The sequence below is a fragment of the Desulfovibrio sp. genome, from assembly GCF_009712225.1.
Taxonomy (GTDB): domain Bacteria; phylum Desulfobacterota; class Desulfovibrionia; order Desulfovibrionales; family Desulfovibrionaceae; genus Desulfovibrio.
Genome location: NZ_WASP01000001.1, coordinates 74,969 through 97,611, shown reverse-complemented (window position 1 = coordinate 97,611; position 22,643 = coordinate 74,969). Strand labels below are relative to the sequence as shown.

At 57.1% G+C, this 22,643-nt stretch carries 22 protein-coding genes; 10 read left to right on the top strand and 12 right to left on the bottom strand.

What is annotated here, in order from left to right; all coding sequences use genetic code 11:
* Both F8N36_RS00415 and F8N36_RS00410 read left to right on the top strand, forming a co-directional pair.
* Window positions 1-435 (top strand): 4Fe-4S binding protein (locus F8N36_RS00415; protein WP_291330777.1); only part of this gene is annotated, 435 nt, incomplete at its 5' end.
* A 46-nt stretch (window positions 436-481) separates the two neighbouring features.
* A complete protein-coding gene (locus F8N36_RS00410; RefSeq protein ID WP_291330776.1) occupies window positions 482-712 on the top strand; it encodes a dissimilatory sulfite reductase D family protein in 231 nt (76 codons plus the stop codon).
* Between the two features lie 140 nt (window positions 713-852).
* Here the strand turns inward: F8N36_RS00410 and F8N36_RS00405 are convergent, their stop codons facing one another.
* Both F8N36_RS00405 and F8N36_RS00400 read right to left on the bottom strand, forming a co-directional pair.
* Window positions 853-2,469 carry a sigma 54-interacting transcriptional regulator gene (locus F8N36_RS00405; protein ID WP_291330775.1) on the bottom strand — a complete coding sequence of 539 codons (1,617 nt, stop codon included), beginning with the start codon at window positions 2,467-2,469 and terminating at the stop codon, window positions 853-855.
* Between the two features lie 418 nt (window positions 2,470-2,887).
* Entirely contained in the window at window positions 2,888-3,205 is a 318-nt protein-coding gene (locus tag F8N36_RS00400) for a hypothetical protein (protein WP_291330774.1), read from the bottom strand.
* A gap of 410 nt (window positions 3,206-3,615) precedes the next feature.
* Between F8N36_RS00400 and F8N36_RS00395 the strand changes: the two genes are divergently transcribed.
* Together F8N36_RS00395 and F8N36_RS00390 are read left to right on the top strand one after the other, a co-directional pair.
* Complete coding sequence (locus F8N36_RS00395) at window positions 3,616-4,308, top strand: MgtC/SapB family protein (protein ID WP_291330773.1); 693 nt, start codon at window positions 3,616-3,618, stop codon at window positions 4,306-4,308.
* A 175-nt stretch (window positions 4,309-4,483) separates the two neighbouring features.
* Window positions 4,484-4,987 carry a hypothetical protein gene (locus F8N36_RS00390; RefSeq protein ID WP_291330772.1) on the top strand — a complete coding sequence of 168 codons (504 nt, stop codon included), beginning with the start codon at window positions 4,484-4,486 and terminating at the stop codon, window positions 4,985-4,987.
* A gap of 112 nt (window positions 4,988-5,099) precedes the next feature.
* Here the strand turns inward: F8N36_RS00390 and arsB are convergent, their stop codons facing one another.
* From arsB to F8N36_RS00370, 4 genes are read right to left on the bottom strand one after another with little or no spacing between them, the layout of a single operon-like run.
* Entirely contained in the window at window positions 5,100-6,158 is a 1,059-nt protein-coding gene (gene arsB / locus F8N36_RS00385) for an ACR3 family arsenite efflux transporter (protein ID WP_291330771.1), read from the bottom strand.
* Window positions 6,159-6,170: 12 nt separating this feature from the next.
* Window positions 6,171-6,644 carry an arsenate reductase ArsC gene (locus F8N36_RS00380; protein ID WP_291330770.1) on the bottom strand — a complete coding sequence of 158 codons (474 nt, stop codon included), beginning with the start codon at window positions 6,642-6,644 and terminating at the stop codon, window positions 6,171-6,173.
* A gap of 8 nt (window positions 6,645-6,652) precedes the next feature.
* Window positions 6,653-7,492, bottom strand: coding sequence for an arsenite methyltransferase (arsM, locus tag F8N36_RS00375; protein ID WP_291330769.1), 840 nt, complete (start codon window positions 7,490-7,492; stop codon window positions 6,653-6,655).
* A gap of 14 nt (window positions 7,493-7,506) precedes the next feature.
* On the bottom strand, window positions 7,507-7,875 hold the full coding sequence (locus tag F8N36_RS00370; RefSeq protein ID WP_291330768.1) for a helix-turn-helix domain-containing protein: 369 nt from the start codon (window positions 7,873-7,875) through the stop codon (window positions 7,507-7,509).
* 174 nt (window positions 7,876-8,049) lie between these two features.
* On the opposite strand from F8N36_RS00370, the gene kdpA reads away from it, so the two are divergent.
* From kdpA to F8N36_RS00345, 5 genes are read left to right on the top strand one after another with little or no spacing between them, the layout of a single operon-like run.
* The gene (gene kdpA / locus F8N36_RS00365) at window positions 8,050-9,813 is read left to right on the top strand and encodes a potassium-transporting ATPase subunit KdpA (protein ID WP_291330767.1); all 1,764 of its coding nucleotides are present in this window, start codon (window positions 8,050-8,052) and stop codon (window positions 9,811-9,813) included.
* 30 nt (window positions 9,814-9,843) lie between these two features.
* On the top strand, window positions 9,844-11,937 hold the full coding sequence (gene kdpB, locus F8N36_RS00360; protein ID WP_291330766.1) for a potassium-transporting ATPase subunit KdpB: 2,094 nt from the start codon (window positions 9,844-9,846) through the stop codon (window positions 11,935-11,937).
* Between the two features lie 9 nt (window positions 11,938-11,946).
* Window positions 11,947-12,591: a potassium-transporting ATPase subunit C gene (locus F8N36_RS00355; RefSeq protein ID WP_291330765.1), complete on the top strand. Its 645-nt coding sequence runs from the start codon at window positions 11,947-11,949 to the stop codon at window positions 12,589-12,591.
* Window positions 12,592-12,623: 32 nt separating this feature from the next.
* Window positions 12,624-15,419, top strand: a complete 2,796-nt coding sequence (locus F8N36_RS00350) for a sensor histidine kinase KdpD (protein ID WP_291330764.1) — start codon at window positions 12,624-12,626, stop codon at window positions 15,417-15,419.
* A gap of 35 nt (window positions 15,420-15,454) precedes the next feature.
* Window positions 15,455-16,210, top strand: a complete 756-nt coding sequence (locus F8N36_RS00345) for a response regulator transcription factor (RefSeq protein WP_291330763.1) — start codon at window positions 15,455-15,457, stop codon at window positions 16,208-16,210.
* Between the two features lie 110 nt (window positions 16,211-16,320).
* Here the strand turns inward: F8N36_RS00345 and F8N36_RS00340 are convergent, their stop codons facing one another.
* From F8N36_RS00340 to F8N36_RS00315, 6 genes are all read right to left on the bottom strand, one after another.
* Window positions 16,321-16,587: an RNA-binding protein gene (locus F8N36_RS00340; RefSeq protein ID WP_291330762.1), complete on the bottom strand. Its 267-nt coding sequence runs from the start codon at window positions 16,585-16,587 to the stop codon at window positions 16,321-16,323.
* Between the two features lie 703 nt (window positions 16,588-17,290).
* Window positions 17,291-17,572: a hypothetical protein gene (locus F8N36_RS00335; RefSeq protein ID WP_291330761.1), complete on the bottom strand. Its 282-nt coding sequence runs from the start codon at window positions 17,570-17,572 to the stop codon at window positions 17,291-17,293.
* A gap of 110 nt (window positions 17,573-17,682) precedes the next feature.
* Complete coding sequence (locus F8N36_RS00330; RefSeq protein ID WP_291330760.1) at window positions 17,683-17,910, bottom strand: hypothetical protein; 228 nt, start codon at window positions 17,908-17,910, stop codon at window positions 17,683-17,685.
* 74 nt (window positions 17,911-17,984) lie between these two features.
* Complete coding sequence (locus tag F8N36_RS00325) at window positions 17,985-19,532, bottom strand: fused MFS/spermidine synthase (protein WP_291330759.1); 1,548 nt, start codon at window positions 19,530-19,532, stop codon at window positions 17,985-17,987.
* Between the two features lie 52 nt (window positions 19,533-19,584).
* The gene (gene tadA, locus F8N36_RS00320; protein ID WP_291330758.1) at window positions 19,585-20,106 is read right to left on the bottom strand and encodes a tRNA adenosine(34) deaminase TadA; all 522 of its coding nucleotides are present in this window, start codon (window positions 20,104-20,106) and stop codon (window positions 19,585-19,587) included.
* Window positions 20,107-20,114: 8 nt separating this feature from the next.
* Entirely contained in the window at window positions 20,115-20,783 is a 669-nt protein-coding gene (locus tag F8N36_RS00315) for a TIGR00730 family Rossman fold protein (RefSeq protein ID WP_291330757.1), read from the bottom strand.
* Window positions 20,784-21,030: 247 nt separating this feature from the next.
* Between F8N36_RS00315 and F8N36_RS00310 the strand changes: the two genes are divergently transcribed.
* On the top strand, window positions 21,031-22,641 hold the full coding sequence (locus tag F8N36_RS00310) for an MBL fold metallo-hydrolase (protein WP_291330756.1): 1,611 nt from the start codon (window positions 21,031-21,033) through the stop codon (window positions 22,639-22,641).
* The last annotated feature ends 2 nt before the right edge of the window (window positions 22,642-22,643 follow it).

Genomic DNA, 22,643 nt, shown 5'->3' with positions numbered 1-22,643 from the left:
CCCACCAAGGTGGAATACAACGGCAACAAGGTGAACTCCATCGCCATCAAGGAAGACCGCTGCATGTACTGCGGTAACTGCTACACCATGTGCCCCGCGCTGCCCATCTCGGACGGCGAAGGCGACGGCGTTGCCATCATGGTTGGCGGCAAGGTTTCCAACCGTATCAGCATGCCCAAGTTCTCCAAGGTCGTTGTGGGTTACATACCCAACGAACCGCCCCGTTGGCCCACACTGACCAAAACAATTAAGCACATTGTTGAGGTATACTCGGCCAACGCCAACAAGTACGAACGTCTGGGCGACTGGGCTGAACGCATCGGTTGGGAATCCTTCTTCAAGATGACCGGTCTTGAATTTACCCACCACCTCATCGACGACTTCCGTGATCCCGCCTACTACACCTGGCGTCAGAGCACACAGTTCAAGTTCTAATAACCATGGGCATGCGTGCCGAAATGCCCATGACAACGAGGCTTATATGACACCGGATCAGCAAAAGGTCGTGGATTTCATCAGCGCAAAAAACAAGACGAAGTTCTACTTTAATGATTTTCTGGAAATTTTTCCGGAAAAAGGCCCCAGAGAAGTCAAAAAAATACTGACCTCAATGGTGCAAAGTGAAGTAATGGAATTCTGGTCCTCTGGCAGTACCACAATGTACGGCCTTCGGGGGGCAGGAAAGCAAAGCCAGGCCGAAGGCGAGGGATAGTGGCCGCCGTTCCTCGACACCCCTCCTTTGGCCGGGCTAGGCTAATCTGCACTGCAGGCAGATAACATAAAAGGCGAAGTTTCGGAGCACGCCATTGCCGCCGAAACTTCGCCTCTTGCCATCATGTACGGCTGCGAAAATTACTCTCTATCAGAAAAGCTCTCTTGCTCATCAAGAACGATGGAAGCTGGGCGAAGCGCATAAAGGCCAAACCGCTTGAGCCGCGAAATAAGCGTTGTCGGCTTTATACCCAGTAAGGCCGCTGCCCCCCTGTTTCCGTAAACAAGCCAATTTGTCCGCTCCAACGCGGCCTTCAGATTGGCTTTTTCCATTTGTCGCATCTGGGCATCAGTCAAAATTCTTTGCGTAATGCCAGCTGATTGCACAAAAACATTTTCCTTTCCCTCGGCTGGGCCGCAAATGGCAAGATAATCCAATGCCTGCTCTGGTCGCCCCGTAATGACCATACGCTCAACAAAATTTTGCAGCTCCCGTATGTTGCCGGGCCAGTCATACTGTTGCAGCCTGTGCATCTGCTCACCGGACAGATCAAACGTGCTGCGGCCATTTTTTTTGCAAAAAACGCCAATAAAATGCCGCACTAGCAAAGGGATATCTTCTTCCCGTTCTTTGAGACTGGGCATAACGATGGGAAAAACCTGCAAGCGGTAATACAGGTCGTCTCTAAAAGTTCTTCGCTGGATTGCTTCTTTCAGGTTTTTATTTGTAGCGGCAATGAGACGCACATTTGTGCAGCGTATTTTTTCTTCGCCAACCCGCCTAAATTCTCCATCCTGTATAACCCGCAGCAGCTTGCCTTGCAGCTCTAGCGGAATTTCAGCGACTTCATCAAGAAACAGGGTTCCACCATTGGCTACTTGAAAAAAGCCCATGCGATCGTTGATTGCGCCAGTAAAGGCTCCTTTGACATGGCCAAAAAACTCACTCTCAAAAAGGTGCTGTGGAATTGCAGCACAGTTTATTTTTATAAACGGATTATTTTTTCTTTTACTTTGCTTGTGCAATTCGTGAGCAACAAGTTCTTTGCCTGTTCCAGAATCTCCTTGAATGAGTACGGTGGCTTCCGTACCGCCAACAATATGAATCTGTTCGCGTATTTCCTTTATTGCCGAGCTCTCACCAATAATGCCCGTAAATTTGCGTGCCTCGTAAAGTTCTTCGCGCAGGTGTGCATTTTCCAGTTCTTTTTGCTGGTTGAGGGCATCAGCTATTTCAAAAAGCCGTGCATTGGCAATGGAGTAGGCAATGTGATCAGCCACCATGCGCAAAAGCTCCATGGAGCCTTGCTCAAAAACACAGCGCGAAAAAACAGCAATAACGCCAAGGGTTTCTCCTCGGCAAATCAGAGGTTGCCCGGCAAAACTTACAATGCCTTCGCTCTTGATCCAATCGGGGTCGGCAATCCATGCCTCTGAGCCACTGATACATGCCACTTCCAGTGGTTTATTGGTCAAGGCTATGGAACCAACCTTTCTGCTGCCCAAGGGGAAACGATAAAAACCCGACCCTTCCGTCTTGGTCCAGTGCCTCCCGTCTGTGCGCGACGTTCCATAACTGGCCTTGAGGTGCAGGCAACGCCCACGTCCAGCGCAAGTGGATTGCTCTGCGCACGTTGGGCAAGAGTTATCTGGCTCGACAAGCCATATCCGCACCAATGCAGAATCACGGGCAGTTCCCAGGCATTTGACCGCCAATGAAAGCACGTCTTCCACGGCTCGCCGCTGCGCAAGATCCAAGAGAAGCGTTTTAACGTTCCTGTTTCCAAGAATAATCATGCAATTTCTACTTATTACAGCATATTGAAGCAGGTTTGAGACATGGAGTTTCTTAAGCGCTACATGCTGAATATCCGTTTAGCAGCTCTTGATGAATAACTCCAGAGCATGTGGATGAACAGACAAACAACTGCCAGTATTTTAATAACAAAAACAGAAAGATGTAGATAAATACCCTGGACTGACAGCACAGATACCCGGGCTAGCGATGCCGAAAACTGCGGGGACTCGTTCCGCTGTGTTGCAGCTGGATAGCCAGCAAAAAAAAGCGATCTGACCTTTATGCTCCCTGCAGTACGATACCCCCACCAGTTCCGCACCGAATAAAATTAGGGGCAACTTTGGGGGCAGCTTTTTTGAAGTAAAACCACCCTATCTATTACTTATAGTTGATATTAATATTCAATTTGTGGTGGGACACCAGGAATTGCTCAGCCAAAGTCCGCCCAAGTTGCACAACTTCGGCGGGCTTTGCGGATTGGTGCAAACAGCTTTTTTCAGGTCCTCGAGGTTCGTTGACAGCCGCAAATTTCGGGGGCAGCTTTAGGGCAACGGCAAGCCACATCTGAATTTTTGGACCAACGCCCCAACTGCCGCATAAAATACACTCCCTTTTTAACCTCCTGATTTTACCCATGCTTTGGGCCAATCCAGTGCAGAAGTTAAGCCCACCGACGTTATGAATGCCGCGCGCCATATTGAGCAAACCGTTTCCATTGAAACAGCCTGTCCCCTGATTCAAATTTGTGGGCAAGTGTTTCGCAACGCCAGTACGCTGGCCAACCCAATAAGATGCCCCACCGACCTTCACGTCGCGCTGCCTACAGTCAATGTCACATCCGTGGGCATGCTCATGGATAAAGAGTGCACTGTCCAACTGGCGGGCCATAGATGCCGATGATGGATTTTTCCCCGTGCGCAGCACCCGCAGGCTGGCCGCTCAGGACTAGGACAACGCAAATTACCGTAACAAGCGTCCTATTGACGGGTTTTGTCCCCTGAAATTTTCGATCAAGCAGCATACATATTTTTTATTGTCAGTCAGCTGGGCAATGTGCTTGTTGCTTTCAAAACTATTAGAATTGGTTAGTTAAGTGAGGAAATGTCATGACAGCATTTATGACAAGCTTTGATACTGATTTTTTGTGGGAAATGAGTTTACTGTTGCGTCTATTGGGTGCAGGTCTTTGCGGTGCGATAATCGGATATGAACGTGCTCATAGATTTAAAGAAGCGGGGATTCGCACTCATTTTGTGGTAGCAATGGGGGCAGCGTTGTTTATAGTAATATCAAAATATGGCTTTGAAGACATGATTGGCAGGTCTGGCGTTGGTCTTGACCCCTCGCGGGTCGCCTCTGGTATTGTTTCTGGAGTAGGATTCCTTGGCGCGGGAATCATTTTCATACGCAATCAAACCATTACCGGATTAACGACAGCTGCCGGAATTTGGGTCACCGCTGGAATCGGAATGGCTATTGGTTCTGGCCTTTATTGGGTCGGAGGCCTTGGCACAGTGCTGATTTATACTATTCAAATGATACTTCATAAACATTTTTTGAGAGTTGGCACAGTGCCAACTATAAACTTGAAGCTGACCATTGCTGGGTCAAACGCAGCTCTGGAATCAATTCAAAAAACACTCAATTCAAAATATCAAATTATTAACACTAAAATATCTCAACAAAACCCTGCATTATTTATTGTAGAAATGAAAATCAAATCGCAAAGCACAAATGATTATGCAGCGCTACTACTTTTAATGAAAAAGCATCCAGATATTAAATCCATAGAAATATGATTTGTTGACAATAGTGGCCATACAAACCAAGCGGTTATGTTTCAGCACAGTTTGACCCATGCCATAGACCACTCAAAAATTTTTTCATCTCAGATATGGCATATCTGGCGCGCTTTTCTGGCACATCTTGCATTCATGCAAATTGTTGCTATAGGCAATTCAAGGAGGATTTTTTATGCGTATACCCAAAGCCTGCCTTGCTCTTGCAATGGCCATGTTCTGGCTGTCTGCCTCTCCCGCTTTTGCGGGAAGTCTGGACAGTTTTTCGGACATGCTGGGAAACCTCTCTGACATGGCGCGGTCGGCAGACCGCGCGCACGATGACTACCTGGACGCCATGAATGGCGGACGCGATTACGGGCGCTATGAGCGGGACTGGCGCCAGCGTGAATCTGATCTTGAACGCGCGCGCGTGCGCACCATGTCGCGGATGGCTGGTGTATCCGAATCGCGTATCCGCAATATGCGGCAGGACGGCATGAGCTGGGGCAGCATTGCTCGCCGTTACGATATCGACCCGGACCGCTTTTACGGCAGGTCACCCTACGACCACGATCGTGACAATTGGCGCGGCACCCCCCCAGGATTGGCGAAAAAGGGCGGCACCCCTCCAGGACTTGAAAAGAAAGGCGGCATGCCTCCCGGTCAGGCAAAAAAAATGCACCGCTACGATGACTGATAATCGCATCACCACACAAGAAAAGGCCGCCCCAAAGGGCGGCCTTTTCAGTTGCAGACATACCTTCCGTACAGGTCTCACCGGTACCTGCCTGCTGCGGGCATAAAGCCGGTCAGGCAGTCTCGCGCCCGGAAAAATACCTGCGGCGTATGTACAGCGCCACATTCACAAGGGCGATGAGCACTGGCACCTCCACCAGGGGACCGATAACAGCCACAAAGGCCTCGCCCGAATTGAGGCCAAATACGGCAATGGCCACGGCAATGGCCAGTTCAAAGTTGTTGGAGGCAGCGGTAAACGACAACGTGGCAGACTGCTCGTAGTTCGCCCCTGCCCGCCACGAAAGGTAGAACGACAGCAAAAACATGATGAGAAAATACACCAGCAGCGGAATTGCCACCTTCACCACGTCCATGGGCAGCTGCACAATGTATTCGCCCTTGAGAGAAAACATCACAACAATGGTAAACAGCAGCGCCCGCAGCGTCCATGGGCTGATGCGGGGAATAAAAACGTTTTCGTACCAGTCGATGCCCTTTACCTTGAGGCCGTAAATACGGGAGACAACACCGCCAATAAAGGGAATGCCAAGATAGATGAACACGCTTTCGGCAATCTGCCCCATGCTCACATTGACCACCGCACCCGACATCCCAAGCCAGCCCGGCAGCACCGTAATGAACACATAGGCATAAACAGAAAAGAACAGCACCTGAAAAATGGCGTTAAAGGCCACCAGCCCCGCGCAGTATTCCCTGTCGCCCCCTGCAAGATCGTTCCACACAATGACCATGGCAATGCAGCGGGCAAGGCCAATCAGTATCAGCCCCACCATATAGCTGTTGTTGCCAGAGAGAAAGGCAATGGCCAGCAAAAACATCAGCACCGGGCCGATTACCCAGTTTTGCACCAATGAGAGCAGCAATACCTTTTTATTGCGAAACACCCGGCCAAGCTGCTCGTATTTCACCTTGGCAAGCGGCGGGTACATCATGAGTATCAGGCCAATGGCAATGGGGATATTGGTGGTGCCCACCTGAAAAAAGTTGATCACATTCTTCACGCCCGGCATGGCCCAGCCCAGGCCCACCCCCGCGAACATGGCAAGAAATATCCAGAGGGTCAGAAACCTGTCGAGAAACGAAAGTCGCTGTAGCGTTGACTGACTCATGATTTCAGCTCCTTATTGAACGGCAATGCCGTCAAGAATACCCTTCAGGGTGTCCGCACCCATGTCGGGGCTGACCTCGAGCTGCCGCACAAGCGCAGTAACGCGCCCGCGCAGCACCGCCAGTGTTTCGGCAAAGGCGGCCTTGATGGTGGCCTCGTCACCCTGCACGCCCGCCGGGTCTGGCATGCCCCAGTGGCTGCGCACCACATTGCCAAAATACACAGGGCAGGCCTCACCCGCAGCACCGGCACACAGGGTTATGACAACGTCAGGCTTCTGCGGCAGGTTGTCCCACGATTTGCTTTCAAGCCCCTGAGCGGCAATACCGGCCTCGGCCAGAGCTTCAATCGCCCGGGGGTGCACATAACCCGCAGGTTTGCTGCCAGCGCTCTGCGCGGTAACCCCGGCCGGGGCCATGGCCCGAAACAGGGCCTCGGCAATGATGGAACGGCACGAGTTGCCGGTGCACAAGAAAAGAATGTTCATGTCTACCCCTATTTTGCGGCCTCAATGGAGAGGCTGACGATATAGTCAGCCAGGTCTTCTCCCTTGGGCAGAGCCTCGGCAATCTGCCTGTACAGCGGATCATTCCAGCTCTGCATGCTGCGCACATAGTCCGGCTTGGGTGTAAGAACGATGGACTTGAAGCCCGCAGATTCAAGCATTGATCTTGTATCTCCTGCCAGAGCCGCACCGGCCACGCATCCCACCAGGGCAGCCGCCATTTCCCTGATATTATCCGGCAGGGGTTTCAATAACGCCAGATCAGAAACAGAAACCTTGCCACCTGGCTTTAACACCCGAAAAACTTCGCGCCAAACCTGCGGTTTGTCTGGCGAAAGATTAATGACGCAGTTTGAAAGCACCACATCAACGATTCCATCCGCCACTGGCAGATGCTCAATCTCGCCAAGGCGAAATTCCACATTGTCCAGACCCGTATTCTGCTGATAAAAATCAACATTTTTCCGCGCTTTGGCGAGCATTTCCGGGGTCATATCCACCCCTATCACCCGACCAGAGGTCTTGACTATCTGACCCGCCTGAAACACGTCAAAACCACCGCCGCTGCCCAGATCAAGCACAACTTGCCCTTCCTTGAGGGCGGCTATGGCCACGGGGTTACCGCACGACAGCCCCATGTTGGCCCCATCTGGCAGATTGGCAAGACTCTGCGCCGTGTAGCCAATGGACTCGGCCAGCCGCATGGGGTCGCTGGCTTCGCACGAACCGCCGCAGCAACAGGTACTGCGGCCTGTGGCGATGGCTGCGTAGCCCTCGCGTACAGTATCCCTCACCTGGCCACCGGTTATGCCTTTTTCAGGCGTGCTCATGGTATATCTCCATTTTATGGTTCTCTGTCTTCACGGCAGGTTGGCAACAGGCTGGGTTCAACATTGCTTTCCGTGCGGCACTGCCTGCAATAATCCGGATTGCCAGAGCAGCATTCGGCAGTAAGATAGGCGATAACCTCAAGCATCAGGGGGATGCTTGCGCGGTAGCGTGTGTTGCGTCCCTCGCGCTCCATGCTTACCAGCCCGCTGCTGGCAATGGCCTTGAGATGAAACGACAGGTTGCTCTTGGGAATGCCCGTCAACTGCGAAAGCTCGCCCGCAACCAGCCCTTCTGGCGCGTGCTTTACCAGCAGGCGAAAGATGCCAAGACGTTCTGCCGACATCAGAGCCTCAAAGATCTTTGTGGCTTTTTTTGTTTCCATTGGCCGACAATTCAACATCAGTTGAACAATGTCAAGCAGGTCGCTTGCCAGCCACAGTCACAGCGCCAGATTTAATACAGATTTTATATCCCGCCCCAAAGTTTAACACCCATTTTATGCGTTTTTTCATACCGTGTTTCCGTGGGCAAAACCTAAAGCCCGCAGGAGGACGTTATGGAAAACATGGTTGGGCAATGTCTGCTCTACATTATACTGCTCGCTCTGCTGGCGTGGCCGCTGGGCATATACATGGGCAAGGTCATGGACGGCGAACCGCTGTGGCTGCAAAAAATTCTGGCCCCGTGCGAGCGCGGCATCTACCGCCTTATGGGAGTTAACCCGGCAGAAAGGATGAGCTGGAAACACTACCTCGGCTGCGTGATGCTCTTCAGCCTTGTGAGTATTGCGGCCCTGATGATGTTGCTCATGGAGCAGCACAATTTGCCGCTCAATCCACAGGGCATAGCCGGTACAAGCTGGCATCTGGCCCTGAACACGGCTGTAAGTTTTGTCAGCAACACAAACTGGCAGTCCTATTCGGGCGAAAATGCCATGAGCTATCTGGCCCAGATGGCAGGGCTTACGGTGCAGAATTTCGTTTCCGCCGCCGTGGGCATTGCGGTACTGTTTGCCTTTATACGCGGTCTGCGGTCTGGCCGCAGTACGGGGCACGGCACGAGCCTGGGCAACTTTTGGGCCGATGTCACACGTGCCACCCTGTACATTCTTGTGCCGCTTTCACTTGTGCTCTCACTGCTGCTCATCTGGCAGGGCGTGCCGCAGAATTTTTCGCCTTACAAGACAGTTGCCCTGCTTGAACCCATGCAGACCGAAGACGGGGCAACTGTCACCGAACAGATGGTTCCCATGGGGCCGCAAGCCTCGCAGGTTGCACCCAAGCAGCTCGGCACCAACGGCGGCGGTTACAACGGCGCAAACTCGGCCCACCCGCACGAAAACCCCGCTCCGCTCGCCAACCTGCTTGAGATGCTCTCTCTGCTGATCATTCCCGCTGGACTGTGTTTTACCTTTGGCAGGCAGATTGGCGACATGCGCCAGGGGGCGGCAATTTTTCTGGCCATGACCCTGCTTCTGGCCGCCGCCATCGGCTTTACGGCCTGGGCAGAACAAAACGCCACGCCGCAACTGGCGCAGGCCGGGCAAGTGGACGTAACCGCCCGCGCAAGCGCGCTGCCCCACGCTAGCGGCAATATGGAAGGCAAGGAAACGCGCTTTGGTGTAACAAACAGCGCCATATGGGCTGCCGCCACCACGGCCGCTTCCAACGGTTCGGTCAACGCCATGCACGACAGCCTCACCCCCCTGGGTGGACTGGTTCCCATGGTGCTCATGCAGCTGGGCGAAGTGGTTTTTGGCGGCGTGGGCAGCGGCCTGTACGGCATGCTGGCCTTTGTGCTGCTGACCGTATTCATGGCGGGCCTGATGGTGGGCCGCACCCCGGAATATCTGGGCAAAAAGGTGGAACCTTATGAGATGAAGATGGCCGTGGTGGTCTGCCTTACCACGCCCGTTGCCATACTGGTGGGTGCCGGACTCATGAGTCTTGTGCCGCAGGTGGTTGATAGCCTCAACAACGCCCTGCCCCATGGTTTCAGCGAAATTCTGTACGCGGCCACCTCTGCCGGGGCCAACAACGGCTCGGCCTTTGGCGGGCTCAATGCCAACACGCCGTTTATCAACGTGCTGCTCAGCGCGCTCATGCTGGCCGGGCGCTTTGTTCCCATTGCCGCCATACTTGTCATCGCGCAGAGCATGGCGGGCAAAAAAACCGTGGCCGCCAGCGCTGGCACGCTTTCCACCTGCAACGGCATGTTTGTGTTTTTGCTGGTCTTTGTGGTGCTGCTGGTTGGCGCGTTGAGCTTCTTCCCTGCCCTGGCCCTGGGGCCTGTGGCCGAACATCTGCAAATGGCGCGCTAACCCGCGCGCCCCGAATACAAGGATACTGCCATGTCAGCCAAAACCGCGCATGCAGGACGAGATAGCCGCATTTTCCAGCGGGCGCTTGGTGATGCCTTCACCAAACTGGCCCCGCACATTCAGGCCCGCAATTTTGTGATGTTTACCGTGTACCTTTCGGCCATCATGACCACCGGTCTGTGGCTGGCCGGTGTATGGGGGCTCATGCCCGCCAGTACGGGCCAGACCGTCTTTGCCTGTGCCATTGCAGCAATACTGTGGTTCACGGTGCTTTTTGCCAACTTTGCAGAGGCCATTGCCGAGGGCCGTGGCAAGGCTCAGGCCGACAGCCTGCGCAAGTCACGCAAAAGTGTGGACGCCCGCAAGCTGCCCGATCCCGCGCGCCACGATGACTACGTCATGACGCCCTCCACGGAGCTCAAGCCGGGCGACCACGTGCTGGTGCTGGCCGGTGAGCTTATCCCTGCCGACGGCGACGTTACCGAGGGCGCGGCATCTGTGGACGAAAGCGCCATCACGGGCGAATCCGCCCCTGTGATTCGCGAAAGCGGCGGCGACCGCAGCGCCGTGACCGGCGGCACAACGGTGCTTTCCGACTGGCTGGTGCTGCGCGTTACCAGCGAGGTGGGCCACAGTTTTCTGGACAGGATGATCGCCATGGTCGAGGGCGCTGCCCGGCAAAAAACCCCCAACGAAATAGCGCTCAACATTCTTCTGGTGGCCCTGACCATTATCTTTCTGCTGGTCACCGGCACGCTGTGGTGCTTTGCGCGCTTTGCCGCAGAGCTGAACCATGCTGACAACCCGGCAGATGTCATTTCACTGGTGGCGCTCTTTGTCTGTCTGGCCCCCACCACCATTGGCGCACTGCTTTCGTCCATAGGCATTGCGGGCATGAGCCGCCTCAACCAGGCCAACGTGCTGGCCATGAGCGGCCGCGCCATTGAAGCGGCTGGCGATGTGGACGTGCTGCTGCTCGACAAGACCGGAACCATCACCCTTGGCAACCGGCTGGCCGTAAGCTTCATGCCCGTGGACGGCCATAATGAGGAACAGCTGGCCGCAGCCGCCCGCCTTGCCTCGCTGGCAGACGAAACCCCAGAGGGCCGCAGCATCGTGCAGCTGGCAAACAGCCTGCTGCCGCAGACCCGCGGCACACAGGGCGAGCAGCCTATGCCCGACAGCGGCACGACCTTTGTGCCTTTTTCTGCCCTCACCCGCATGAGCGGCGTGGATACGGAAGAATCGCGCATCCGCAAGGGCGCGGCTGATGCCGTGCGCGCCTTTGTGGAGCAGCAGGGCGGCAGCCTGAGCCAGCAGTGCGACGATGTGGTGCAGACCATTGCCCGCCAGGGCGGCACGCCGCTGGTGGTTGCCCACAATGCCACAGTGCTCGGTGTGGTACACCTCAAGGACGTTATCAAGGAAGGCGTGCGCGAAAAGTTTGGCGAGCTGCGCCGCATGGGCATCAAGACTGTCATGATCACGGGCGACAACCCGCTCACCGCCGCAGCCATTGCCACCGAGGCGGGTGTGGATGACTTTCTGGCCGAGGCAACGCCAGAAACCAAGCTGGCGCTCATACGCCAATACCAAGGCAAAGGGCATCTGGTTGCCATGACCGGCGACGGCACCAACGACGCCCCGGCTCTCGCGCAGGCCGATGTGGCCGTAGCCATGAACACGGGAACCCAGGCTGCCAAGGAAGCTGGCAACATGGTTGACCTCGATTCATCGCCCACCAAGCTGCTGGACATAGTGCGCATCGGCAAGCAGCTGCTCATGACGCGCGGCAGCCTCACCACCTTTTCGCTGGCAAACGACGCGGCCAAGTACTTTGCCATCATTCCGGCCCTGTTCATGGGGTTGTACCCGGGGCTTGCCGCACTCAACATCATGGGCCTGCACAGCCCGCAAAGCGCCATTCTGGCCGCAACCATCTACAATGCCCTCATTATTGTGGCCCTTATTCCCCTGGCCCTGCGCGGCGTGCCCTACCGGGAGGAAAGCTCTGGCCAGCTTTTGCGCCGCAACCTGTTTATTTACGGCCTTGGCGGCCTTGCCGCTCCCTTTGTTGCCATCAAGCTCATCGACCTCTGTCTTGTGGGTCTTGGGCTGGCTTAGGAGATAATCATGCTTACCATCACCCTGCTGCGACGTTCGCTGGTTTTTCTGTGCATCATGTCGGCCCTTACCTGTGCCTATACGGGCGTGCTCAGCCTTGCGGGCAATGCGCTGTTTCCCTTTCAGGCGCAAGGCAGTATCCTGAACCTGCACGGCAGGCACTACAGCACACTGCTGGGCCAGCCCTTCAGCGCGCCAAACCATCTATGGGGCCGCCCCGTAAGCGCTGATCTGGAGACCTATACGGAAGACGGCAAGCCGCTGTTTTACGCTGGCCCCAGCAACAAAAGCCCGGCATTGCCGGAATACGCAACCACAGTGCAGCAGCGCCTTGAACAGATACGGCTCGCGCATCCCGAAAAGGCGGGCCAGCCTGTACCCGCTGACCTGCTGACAGAATCGGGCAGCGGCCTTGATCCGCACATTTCACCCGCCGCAGCGGAATATCAGGTAGAGCGGCTGACCCACTCCACCGGCTTTACGTCTGCAGAAGTGCGCCGTACCATAGCCATGTACACCGAAGGGCGCACTCTTGGCCTGCTGGGCGAGGCCCGCGTCAACGTGCTGATGGTCAATCTGGCGCTCGACGGGCTGCTGCCCAACGGCAGAACTGCGCACCAGGCCGCAGACACGGCAACAACCCAGCCCCGCTGAGTGTTCGCGCACCGCATAACCATGGAACCATCATGACAGACAGCTACAGCCGACCTTCTCCCGATGCCCTGCTGGCCCAGCTGCGGCAGGCGGCTTACGGTAGCACGTCCGCTGCCACGCCGCACCAGCAGGAGCGCGGCGTGCTCAAGATATTCTTTGGCTATGCTGCGGGGGTGGGCAAAACATATTCCATGCTCCGGGCGGCACACGCCGCCCGTGAGCTGGGACACAATATTGTTGTGGGTTATGTTGAACCGCACCCAAGACCGGAAACCGCCGCCCTGCTCCAGGGGCTGGATGTTGTGCCGCCCCTGCAGTTGAGCCACCGGAGCATCACCCTCAACGAGCTGGACGTGGATGCGGTGATCGCCCGTACGCCAGAGATTGCCCTGGTGGACGAACTGGCACACTCCAACGCCGGGGGCTGCCGCAACCGCAAACGGTATCAGGATGTGGAAGAGCTGCTGCAGGCGGGCATATCCGTGTGGGCGACGGTCAACGTGCAGCATCTGGAAAGCCTCAACGATGTGGTGGCCTCCCTCACCGGCGTGGTGGTGCGCGAGCGCATTCCCGACAGCGTTTTTGACGGGGCCGATCAGGTTGAGCTTGTTGACCTTGAACCCGACGAACTCATGGCCCGCCTTCGCGAAGGCAAGATATACGGCGAGGCTCAGGTACAGCGGGCACTGGGACATTTTTTTGTTCCTGCAAACCTCATCGCCCTGCGCGAGATTGCCCTGCGCCGTATGGCCGACCGCGTCAACCGGCGTGCCGCATCCGCCGCCAGCGGCGCAACCCCGGCTGCACGGCAGATCAAGGAACATATTCTCATCTGTCTGTCTGGCGCGCCCAGCAATGCGCGGGTCATACGCACCGCCGCTCGTATGGTGGAGGCATTTCGTGCCGATTTTACCGCCCTGTTTGTGCAGAATTCCAGCCCGCGCCCGGCAGATGCCAAAAGCACCACCCTGCGCGACAACCTGAAACTGGCAGAAGACCTTGGTGCGGTTATCGTAACCCTGCAAGGGGAGGACATTCCCGTACAGATTGCCGAATACGCCCGCATGAGCGGCGTGAGCAAGATTGTGATAGGCCGCTCGCCCGCCGGGGGCTGGCTGTTCCGCAAGGGCAAGACACTGGTGGAACGGCTGGCCGAGCTTGCGCCCGAAATGGAGACCTACATCATTCCCGATGCCGCGCCTGCGGGCAGGGCATCAGCCCAGACAAGGCCCATGCTTGCCATGCTGAGGACACTGCTTGGCACTGCCCCGCGCTCGTGGCGACAGTGGGCGGCCACCATCGCGATCATGACGGTATGCAGCATTGCCGGTCTGCTCATGTTTTCGCTGGGCATGCCCAACGGTGGCATCGCGGGCCTGTATATGCTGGGAGTACTGGGAATTTCCATCCTCACCGCCGGGCCGTGGTACGGAGTAACAGCTTCCGTGGCGGGGGTGGCCCTGTTTGATTTTCTGTTTGTGGAGCCCCGGTTCAGTTTTACCGTGTACGACATGGACTATGTGGGGCTTTTTGCGGCCATGCTGCTGGTTTCTACAGCAACCAGCGCCATAACGGGCCGCGCCCGCACCCAGGCCCACAAAAGCACCGTGCGGGCGCTGCACACAGAACTGCTGCTGGGCAACAGCCGCAGGCTGCAAAAAGCCAGCGACGAAACTGCCATCTTGCAGGAGGCAGCCCGCCAGCTTGGCACCCTGCTGGGCTGCGCGGCCACAATCTATCCGGTGCATCAGGGCCGCCTTGTGCAGCAGCCCAGCTTTGCCTACACGCCCGACACTCTGCAGCAACCGGCAACCGCAGTAGCGCAGGGCGATACACCCAGGGACGAGTTGGGGGTTGCCCAGTGGGTTGCCAAAAACAACCGGCCCGCAGGCGCGGGTACAGATTCCCTGCCGGGATCCCGGCACTGCTTTATTCCCATCAGCAGCCGCTCAGACGTGCTGGCCGTGGCCGAGCTGGCCGTTTTGCCGGGGCAGGATGCCCCCCTGGCCGACGCCAACAGCAAGAACCTTGTGCTGGCTCTGGCGGGTGAATGTGCCCTGGCGCTGGAAAAGGAACGCCTGACCAGGGCCAATGCCAGCATTGCCGTTCGCGCGCAGCAGGAAAAACTGCGGGCCGATGTGCTGCGCTCCATATCGCACGACCTGCGCACGCCGCTTACGGGCATTTGCGGCAATGCCGCCATACTTGCCAGCCCCCACGGGGCAGGTTCGCCAGAGCGTAACGCGGCCCTCGCCGCCACCATTGAGGAAGAATCCCGTTATCTCGTGGGCATGGTTGAAAACCTGCTGGCCCTCACGCGCCTTGAGCAGCAGAACTTTACCCTGCGCCTTGAGCCAGAGCTGCTGGAGGATATCATTGGCGAGGCAATGCAGATAATGGAGCGACGGGCCGCACGGCATGACCTGCATGCCGAAATTCCCGCTACCCTGCTCATGGCTCGCATGGATGCCCGGCTCATGGTACAGGTGCTTGTCAACCTGCTGGACAATGCGGTCAAATACACGCCAGAGGGAACATCCATACGAGTGCGGGCGCTGGCAGATGGCCCGTGGGTGCGGCTTGAAGTGGCCGACAACGGCCCGGGAATCTGCGAACAGGAACAGGCTGGCATCTTTGACATGTTCCATGTGGCAGCCTTAAAAAAGGGCGATGGCCGCCGGGGTATGGGCCTTGGCCTTGCCCTGTGCCGCAGCATTGTGCAGGCCCACGGCGGGCAGATAGAGGTGCACGCCAATCTGCCTCAGGGCGCGGTTTTTTCGCTGACCCTGCCGCGCCATGATGAAACGCAGATTCTGTCTGCCCCGTAGCGCCCCACAGGCACCAGCGAGAACAAGGAGCACCCATGCCACACACAACAGGCCAGACGGGCCAACCAGCAGAGCAGCACCCGCAGGGCGTGGCCGAACGCGTTCTCGTGGTGGAGGACGACAAGGCCATTCGGGCGCTTGTGACCACCACCCTTGAAAGCAACGGCATATCCCACCTGTGGGCGGCCACCGGGCACGACGCCCTTGCGGAGGCCACACGCGCTAATCCCGACATCATGCTGCTTGATCTGGGCCTGCCCGACATGGACGGCGTGGAGGTCATACGCACAGTGCGGCAGTGGTCCATGCTGCCCATCATTGTGCTCAGCGCCCGTACCGAAGACGACGACAAGGTGGCGGCACTGGACGCCGGCGCCGACGACTACCTCACCAAGCCCTTCAGTGTGGAGGAACTGCTGGCCCGCTTGCGGGCCACACTGCGGCGCGTGCGCTACGAACGCGGGCATACAAATGTCAGCAGCAGCGTTTTTGAAAACGGCGTGCTGCGCATCGATTTTGCGGCTGGCTGCGTGAGTGTTGAAGGGCAGGAGGTGCACCTGGCCCCCATGGAGTACAAGCTGCTGTGCCTGCTGGCCAGCAATGTGGGCAAGGTGCTGACCCACAAGGCAATACTGCAGGCCGTGTGGGGCAATACACTTGCGCAGTCTCTGCCCTCATTGCGGGTGTTTATGGCTACGCTGCGAAAAAAGCTTGAGGCCGCATCGCCCCAATGCACTTGCATACGCACCCATGTGGGCATTGGCTACCGCATGAGTCGGGTGGAGGGGTAAAGGCGCGGCAAAGCCGCAGCCTGCTCCTGCTTTTCGGCGCGCTGCTTACGCAGTACGCAAAAAAAGGCCGCGATTGCTCGCGGCCTTTTTTACAAACGAATTCGGTCGACTTACCAGCGACGGGGGGCGGGCTTTTTGGGCTCGGCCTTGTTGATGCGAAGAGCGCGGCCTTCGAATTCCTTGCCGTCAAGAGCGGCAATGGCGTTGATGGCGTCAGCATCTTCCATTTCAACGAAACCAAAGCCACGGGCGCGGCCGGTTTCACGGTCGGAAACGAGCTTCACGGAAAGCACTTCGCCGTAGGGGCTGAACAGGGATTCAACGCCTTCCTGAGTGGCGGACCAGGGCAGATTGCCGACGTAGATAGAAGTAGCCATAAGGACTCCAGAGATTACGGGAGGTAGACTTTCCGCATTGGAGCCTTACCCATGTAAAGCCTCTGCAAAAAAATTTACTATACCCAATCAGTGATTGGCCGAACATAGTTTGGGGCATTTTTAATGTCAACACATATTATTTATTTCAAGCAAAAAACCACATTCCAGCATCCACTTTGGCGCATTAACTCCCCGGTTCACAGTGGTTTTGACGAAACGCGCAGTTTTGCAATCCAGTTCGGCAAAAAAATTCATAATACTATATTCTCCGGATATGAATTACACGCAGCACGGTGTTGTCAGTGAACCGACACGGCTGCACGAGCCTGCCCCAGACAGGTCATAATTTTTTTTTGCAATTGGTTCCTGACGCAGACAGTCATGGATGCGCACCACAAATCCGCATTGCCGATAAACCTTAACGCAATGCTAACGCCCCACGCAGTAGGTTTTCACATAAGCAATGGCAGCGGTCCTGCCGCTAAATACGCCGCGCCTTGCCCAAGCAGCCACAGCTGCACACGCGTCGGTGCTGCCACATCGGCGTTCCCCCTTCCCTCCTCCTGCGCGAAGCGCCCTGATAAGTCAGGGCGCTTCCTATTTTTCTGCTGATCACAGACGCAAAAAAGCCGGTGCTTTTTCAAGCAACCGGCATCAAAAACGTACGCGCCATTTCAGGGCCATGCAGCCCTTCCACGGCTGGCTAGTTGATCCAGGAACTCAGCGCGTCAACAATCTTGCGAGCCTGATCTGCGCTGGAAATATTGAATTTTGACTGCTGGCGGTATTCGCCCCCGGCCTTTTTATAGCGCCGGATCACATACATGTCTGGCCCAAAGCTGTCTTTTTCAGGCTGCCACTGCTGGTAGCGAAAAAGAATGGTGGTCCACGCGCCCTTGCTCAGTACAACCTTGTCCAGTTCATTAACAATAACCTGGCCGTTTTCTTCAAATTGTACTGTAAGATCATCGATAGTTTCGTTCAAAAAAGCCCCCCAGATAGGCGAAATTAGACGCACCGAACCAATGCCATGCTGCCGCCGGTCTTTGAACCGACCTGGCAGCAGCGGCGGGCAAGGTGCAGCAAGGCGGCAGGCTAGCCTGCGTATTCCACCAACATTCCTTTGACGCTTTCCGGCAGATCCATGGTTTTAACAACCATGGTGTCTGGCCCGGGGCCATACATATCGGCGGTAACGGACGCAGACGCAGAGAGAGCCATAAGTTTTTCCGCCGTTGTCAGCGAACTGCCGCTCTGCATTTTACGGCCCAAATTTCCCAACACGGTCCTGTTGACATCAATGGGGTGTACGCCTTGTTCCATACGCGGCCTCCTCGCATGTCTTGCGCCAAATACTAGCCTTTTCCGCTGCGAGTCGCAAGAGTCCCGCCCGCAGCCTACTGCCGCAACAAAACCAGAGTATAGCGCTCCACAGGGGCAAAGTCATCTGTGAGGGCTGGCGTCGCAAATGCACGCTGCCCCGAATAACGGCTTGCCAGCATGGCAGGGAGACTTACCGCGCCGGGCATTTTTTCTGCCAGGCCACTGTCTGCTTCCGCAGTGGTCACTGCGCTCGTTTCCGTATCTGCACGCCGCTCGGGAAAAGCCGCCACCATCAGGTTTTGCAGCCTGTCTGGCGCTTCACCGCCAGCGCAGTACACACGCACCTCGGCAAAGGACTGCTCAAGCGCGTTGTAAATGCTCTGAAACAGGCGGCCATCCGGCCCTTCCACCGCAGAAATAACGTTCATGAGCATCACGCCCCCCGGGGCCACCGCGCGGCGTAACGCAGCAGCAGCCTCACGTGTGCCCATCTGGAAAGGCACGGCGTAGTGCGAATTGAACACGTCCACAAAAACAAGATCATACTGGTCGCGCTGCCGGTTCAGAAAGGCCCGGGCATCTTCATGCCGCACGGTCAGGCGCGGATCGTCGCGCAGGGCAAACCAGCGACGCGCGGTATCTGTCATGGCCGGATCAAGCTCCACAACAGTCACGCGCGCCTCTGCGGGCCGTGCCAACGGCGTTTTGTCAGAAAGCAGCCACTTGGGTACGGAATACCCACCGCCGCCCAGCATGAGCACCCGGTTTGCCCCGGGCACAAAGTGCGGCCCAAGGGCGTAAAACTGGGTGTAGCGAAAATAGAGTTCGTCGGGCGCTTCCAGATACATGCCCGACTGGCTGTAGCCGGGGTCTGTGGCCATAAGGCGTACTGCCCTGCCGTTCTGCGCCCAATCCACGCCTTCATACACGCGGATGCTGTTGTAGGGGCTCTCGATCAGGTGGCTCATGGCGCGGCCATCCTGCCAGCGCCCATAGCTTGCCGCCAGCACGGCCATAAGACCACAAAGGGCCAGCAGCGCTGCCCGCAGCCGCAGCCTGCCCCCGCCGTGGCACAGCGAAAGCCCCAGCATGCAGGCCGCCACGCCCCACAGGATGGTGGTGCTGCCCCAGTACGAAATCAGAATAAATCCGCCCAGAAACGTTCCCACAATGCTGCCAGCCGTGGAAAGTGCGTAAAGCCTGCCCACGGTTGCGCCGGACGAATCCACACTCTCAATGCGCAGGCGTATGGTGTAGGGCGTGATCATGCCGAAAAAAAAGGCTGGCAGGGCAAAAATGCACACCGCCGCCAGCACTGCCGCCACATACAGATTGCCCACGGCAGACGTTACCCATTGTCCGATTGCCTCATGACAAAAGGCCGTAAGGCCGCTGCCAAGGCCAGCGCCAGCAAGAGCAAAAGCCAGCCCCCGGCGCGAAAGATTTTTGTCAGCCAGACGCCCACCGGCCCAGGCGCCCACTGCCAGGCAGGCCAGCACCACGCCGATGAGGCTCGTCCATACTACGGCAGAGGTTCCCACATGTGGGGCAAGTACCCGCGCGCCGACCATTTCAAGCACCATGACCAGCGCGCCGCTCAGAAATACCGTTAGTTCAAGCATATCTGTCCTGTGGCTGTGTTAGGCAGTTAGGGGGCCCGATACGGAGGGTCTGTCAGTCCCGCCGCCGGGCAAAAAAATCGTGTAGCAGGGCCGCGCACTTATCGGCCAGCACGCCGCCCATGTGCCACACGCGGTGGTTGGCGCACTGGGCGTCAAAATATTCCGCGCGCGAGACCACCGCGCCTGCCAGGGCATCTGCCGCGCCATACACAAGGCCAGCCACCCGAGCATGGATAAGGGCAGCGGCGCACATGGCGCAGGGCTCAAGGGTAACCACCAGCACACACTCGTTAAGCCGGTAATTGTCAAGCGCCGCGCCGGCCGCGCGCAGGGCCAGCACCTCTGCATGGGCGGTGGGGTCGTTGCCGCGCACCGGGGCATTGCCACAACGGGAGAGTATGCGGCCATCGGGAGCAACCACCACCGCGCCCACGGGCACCTCGCCCGCCGCGCCGCTGGCGCGGGCCTCTTCAAGGGCCATACGCATGAGCCCCTGCCAGGTATGCCCCGGCGGGGGCGGCGTAAGCGGCCCTGCGGGAGAAAAGGCCCGCGCGTTGACGGCGTTGTTATTCATACAGTCAGCTATACAACCACTACCCTGCACAGGTAATTAACCACTTCTTCGGGCGTGTCGCACACGGTAATGAGCTTGTCTATTTCGCTTTCCTTGATAAAGCCACGCGCGCTCATGGTTTTGCGCATCCATTCCAGCAGGCCGCTCCAATAGCTGGAATCGTACAGGATAATGGGGAAGGGACGCGTGCGGCCAGTCTGCGCCAGCACAAAGGCTTCGGAAAGCTCGTCGATGGTCCCCATGCCGCCGGGCATGACCACATAGGCCATGGCGTATTTCACAAACATGAACTTGCGGATAAAAAAGTAGCGGAAATTGCAGCGGGTTTTCACATACTTGTTGCAGCCCTGTTCATGTGGCAGCTGGATATGCAGGCCGACGGAAACGCCGCCCGCCTCGTACGCGCCCTTGTTTGCGGCTTCCATGATACCGGGGCCGCCGCCGCTGATAACGCCAAAACCTGCTTCCACCAGCAGGCGCGCAATTTTTTCTGCATCTTTATATTCAGCAGATTCCGGTGTGCACCGGGCAGTACCAAAGAGGGATATGCACTTGACCTTGAGTGCGTTGAGAGAATCGAGTGCTTCGACCATTTCCGCCATGATACGGAAGGTACGCCATGATTCTGTAGTGACGGAAGCGAGATCGTCAATCATGTTCTGTTGCATTTCAGGCATGAATGCTCCTTGTTCCTGAAGTATGGGGGAAGGTCCCGCCACGCAATGCGCCCGGCGTGACCCCAAGTTTCAGTATATGTGGGGCTTCGGGCAAAGGCAATGCGCATCTGTCCATTGAGGCCTTGCTTGACGCTGGGCCGCGCTTGCGGCTATGAAAAAAAGTCTTCTTGCGTCTTATCCGTGTTGTACAGCAGCACAGCAGGAAGCCCGCGGCCCCTGTGGCCGCCAACCCTCACCGGAGGATCAGATGAAAGTACAATTCCTGGGCGCGGCGCAAACCGTGACTGGTTCTTGCTATATGGTTGAAGCGGCGGGCAAGCGGTTTTGCATAGACTGCGGCATGCATCAGGGCAACAAGGCCATTGAAGCCCGCAACCGCGAAACGGAGCTGTACAGGGCTTCGGCCATTGATTTCATTCTTGTCACCCACGCCCACATCGACCACTCGGGCCTGCTGCCCAAGATCGTCAAAGAGGGCTTTGCCGGTCCCATCTTCTGCACCAAGGCCACCAGCGAGCTGCTTGACCTCATGTTGCAGGACAGCGCCCATATTCAGGAAATGGAAGCCCAGTGGGAAGCGCGCAAGTACCAGCGCCGGGGCATCAAAAATCCCCCCACTGCCCTCTACACGGTAGAAGACGCGCAAAAAGCCGTGACTCTCTTCCAGACCGTTGACTACCACAAAACTTTCGAGCCCGCGCCCGGCATCCGCGTGACCTATTTTGACGCGGGGCACATCCTTGGTTCCGGCTCGCTGCGCCTTGAGGCCGACGAAGACGGCAAAACCACCAGCCTGATCTTTTCTGGCGACATCGGCCGCCCGCAGTCGCTCATCGTGCGCAGCCCCGAAACGCCGCCCAAGGCCGACTATGTGTTCATGGAATCCACCTACGGCGACCGTGACCACAAGGACGAAAATCTCAGCGTTGACGAACTGGGCGAGGCCATTGCCTACAGCTATGGCAAGGGTGAAAAGGTCATCATTCCCGCCTTTGCCGTAGAGCGTACACAGGAAGTGCTCTACTGCCTGCACATGCTTGCCAAGCAGGGCAAGCTGCCTGCAGACATGCCCGTATTTGTGGACAGCCCGCTGGCCATCCGCGCCACCGAGGTTTTTGAACGCAACCGCGAGCTTTTTGACGACGAAGCTCTCAAGATGCTCAACGGCGGCGACGATCCCTTTGCGCTGCCCAACCTGCGCTACACGCTTTCTGCCGCAGAATCGCAGGCCATCAACGACTTCAGGGGCCCTGCCATTGTCATCTCGGCCAGCGGCATGTGCAACGCGGGCCGTGTGCGTCACCACCTGCGCCACAATATCTGGAAACCCGGCGCGAGCATCGTTTTTGTAGGTTATCAGGGCGTGGGCACACCTGGCCGCAAGCTGGTGGAAAAGGCCAAAAAGATTACCCTGTTTGGCGAAGACATCGAAGTTTCCGCCCGTATTTTCACCATCAACGGCTTTTCGGGCCATGCCGGTCAAAGCCAGCTGCTTGAGTGGCTCAAACCCCTCACGGGCAACGGCGCTCAGGTGGTGCTGACCCACGGCGAAACAAAGGCCCAGACCACGCTGGCGGGCCTCATCGAGCAGAGGTTCGCCAAGCGCCCTCTCATTGCCACCTACCTTGAAGAAATGGTGCTTGAAGGGCCGCAGCTTACCGAAACCGTGCAGCACGAAACCCAGGCCCATCCTCGCGTCAACTGGACGTTTCTTACCAGTGAGGTGGAACGCAAGTGGGGCATGTTCAGGGACAAGATGGCCGATGTTGAAAACCGCCCATGGGTGGAACAAACCGAATTGCAGGAGGCGATGGAAAAGATGGACTACGCCCTCACCCGCCTGCTTTCCCGCATGTAGGA

What these genes read in the sequence shown, in the direction of transcription:
- F8N36_RS00410 (WP_291330776.1), top strand. Translation starts at nt 482, where the DNA reads ATGACACCGGATCAGCAAAAGGTCGTGGATTTCATCAGCGCAAAAAAC.
- F8N36_RS00400 (WP_291330774.1), bottom strand. Translation starts at nt 3,205, where the DNA reads ATGGCGCGCGGCATTCATAACGTCGGTGGGCTTAACTTCTGCACTGGA.
- F8N36_RS00395 (WP_291330773.1), top strand. Translation starts at nt 3,616, where the DNA reads ATGACAGCATTTATGACAAGCTTTGATACTGATTTTTTGTGGGAAATG.
- F8N36_RS00390 (WP_291330772.1), top strand. Translation starts at nt 4,484, where the DNA reads ATGCGTATACCCAAAGCCTGCCTTGCTCTTGCAATGGCCATGTTCTGG.
- arsB (WP_291330771.1), bottom strand. Translation starts at nt 6,158, where the DNA reads ATGAGTCAGTCAACGCTACAGCGACTTTCGTTTCTCGACAGGTTTCTG.
- F8N36_RS00380 (WP_291330770.1), bottom strand. Translation starts at nt 6,644, where the DNA reads ATGAACATTCTTTTCTTGTGCACCGGCAACTCGTGCCGTTCCATCATT.
- arsM (WP_291330769.1), bottom strand. Translation starts at nt 7,492, where the DNA reads ATGAGCACGCCTGAAAAAGGCATAACCGGTGGCCAGGTGAGGGATACT.
- F8N36_RS00370 (WP_291330768.1), bottom strand. Translation starts at nt 7,875, where the DNA reads ATGGAAACAAAAAAAGCCACAAAGATCTTTGAGGCTCTGATGTCGGCA.
- kdpA (WP_291330767.1), top strand. Translation starts at nt 8,050, where the DNA reads ATGGAAAACATGGTTGGGCAATGTCTGCTCTACATTATACTGCTCGCT.
- kdpB (WP_291330766.1), top strand. Translation starts at nt 9,844, where the DNA reads ATGTCAGCCAAAACCGCGCATGCAGGACGAGATAGCCGCATTTTCCAG.
- F8N36_RS00355 (WP_291330765.1), top strand. Translation starts at nt 11,947, where the DNA reads ATGCTTACCATCACCCTGCTGCGACGTTCGCTGGTTTTTCTGTGCATC.
- F8N36_RS00350 (WP_291330764.1), top strand. Translation starts at nt 12,624, where the DNA reads ATGACAGACAGCTACAGCCGACCTTCTCCCGATGCCCTGCTGGCCCAG.
- F8N36_RS00345 (WP_291330763.1), top strand. Translation starts at nt 15,455, where the DNA reads ATGCCACACACAACAGGCCAGACGGGCCAACCAGCAGAGCAGCACCCG.
- F8N36_RS00340 (WP_291330762.1), bottom strand. Translation starts at nt 16,587, where the DNA reads ATGGCTACTTCTATCTACGTCGGCAATCTGCCCTGGTCCGCCACTCAG.
- F8N36_RS00330 (WP_291330760.1), bottom strand. Translation starts at nt 17,910, where the DNA reads ATGGAACAAGGCGTACACCCCATTGATGTCAACAGGACCGTGTTGGGA.
- F8N36_RS00325 (WP_291330759.1), bottom strand. Translation starts at nt 19,532, where the DNA reads ATGCTTGAACTAACGGTATTTCTGAGCGGCGCGCTGGTCATGGTGCTT.
- tadA (WP_291330758.1), bottom strand. Translation starts at nt 20,106, where the DNA reads ATGAATAACAACGCCGTCAACGCGCGGGCCTTTTCTCCCGCAGGGCCG.
- F8N36_RS00315 (WP_291330757.1), bottom strand. Translation starts at nt 20,783, where the DNA reads ATGCCTGAAATGCAACAGAACATGATTGACGATCTCGCTTCCGTCACT.
- F8N36_RS00310 (WP_291330756.1), top strand. Translation starts at nt 21,031, where the DNA reads ATGAAAGTACAATTCCTGGGCGCGGCGCAAACCGTGACTGGTTCTTGC.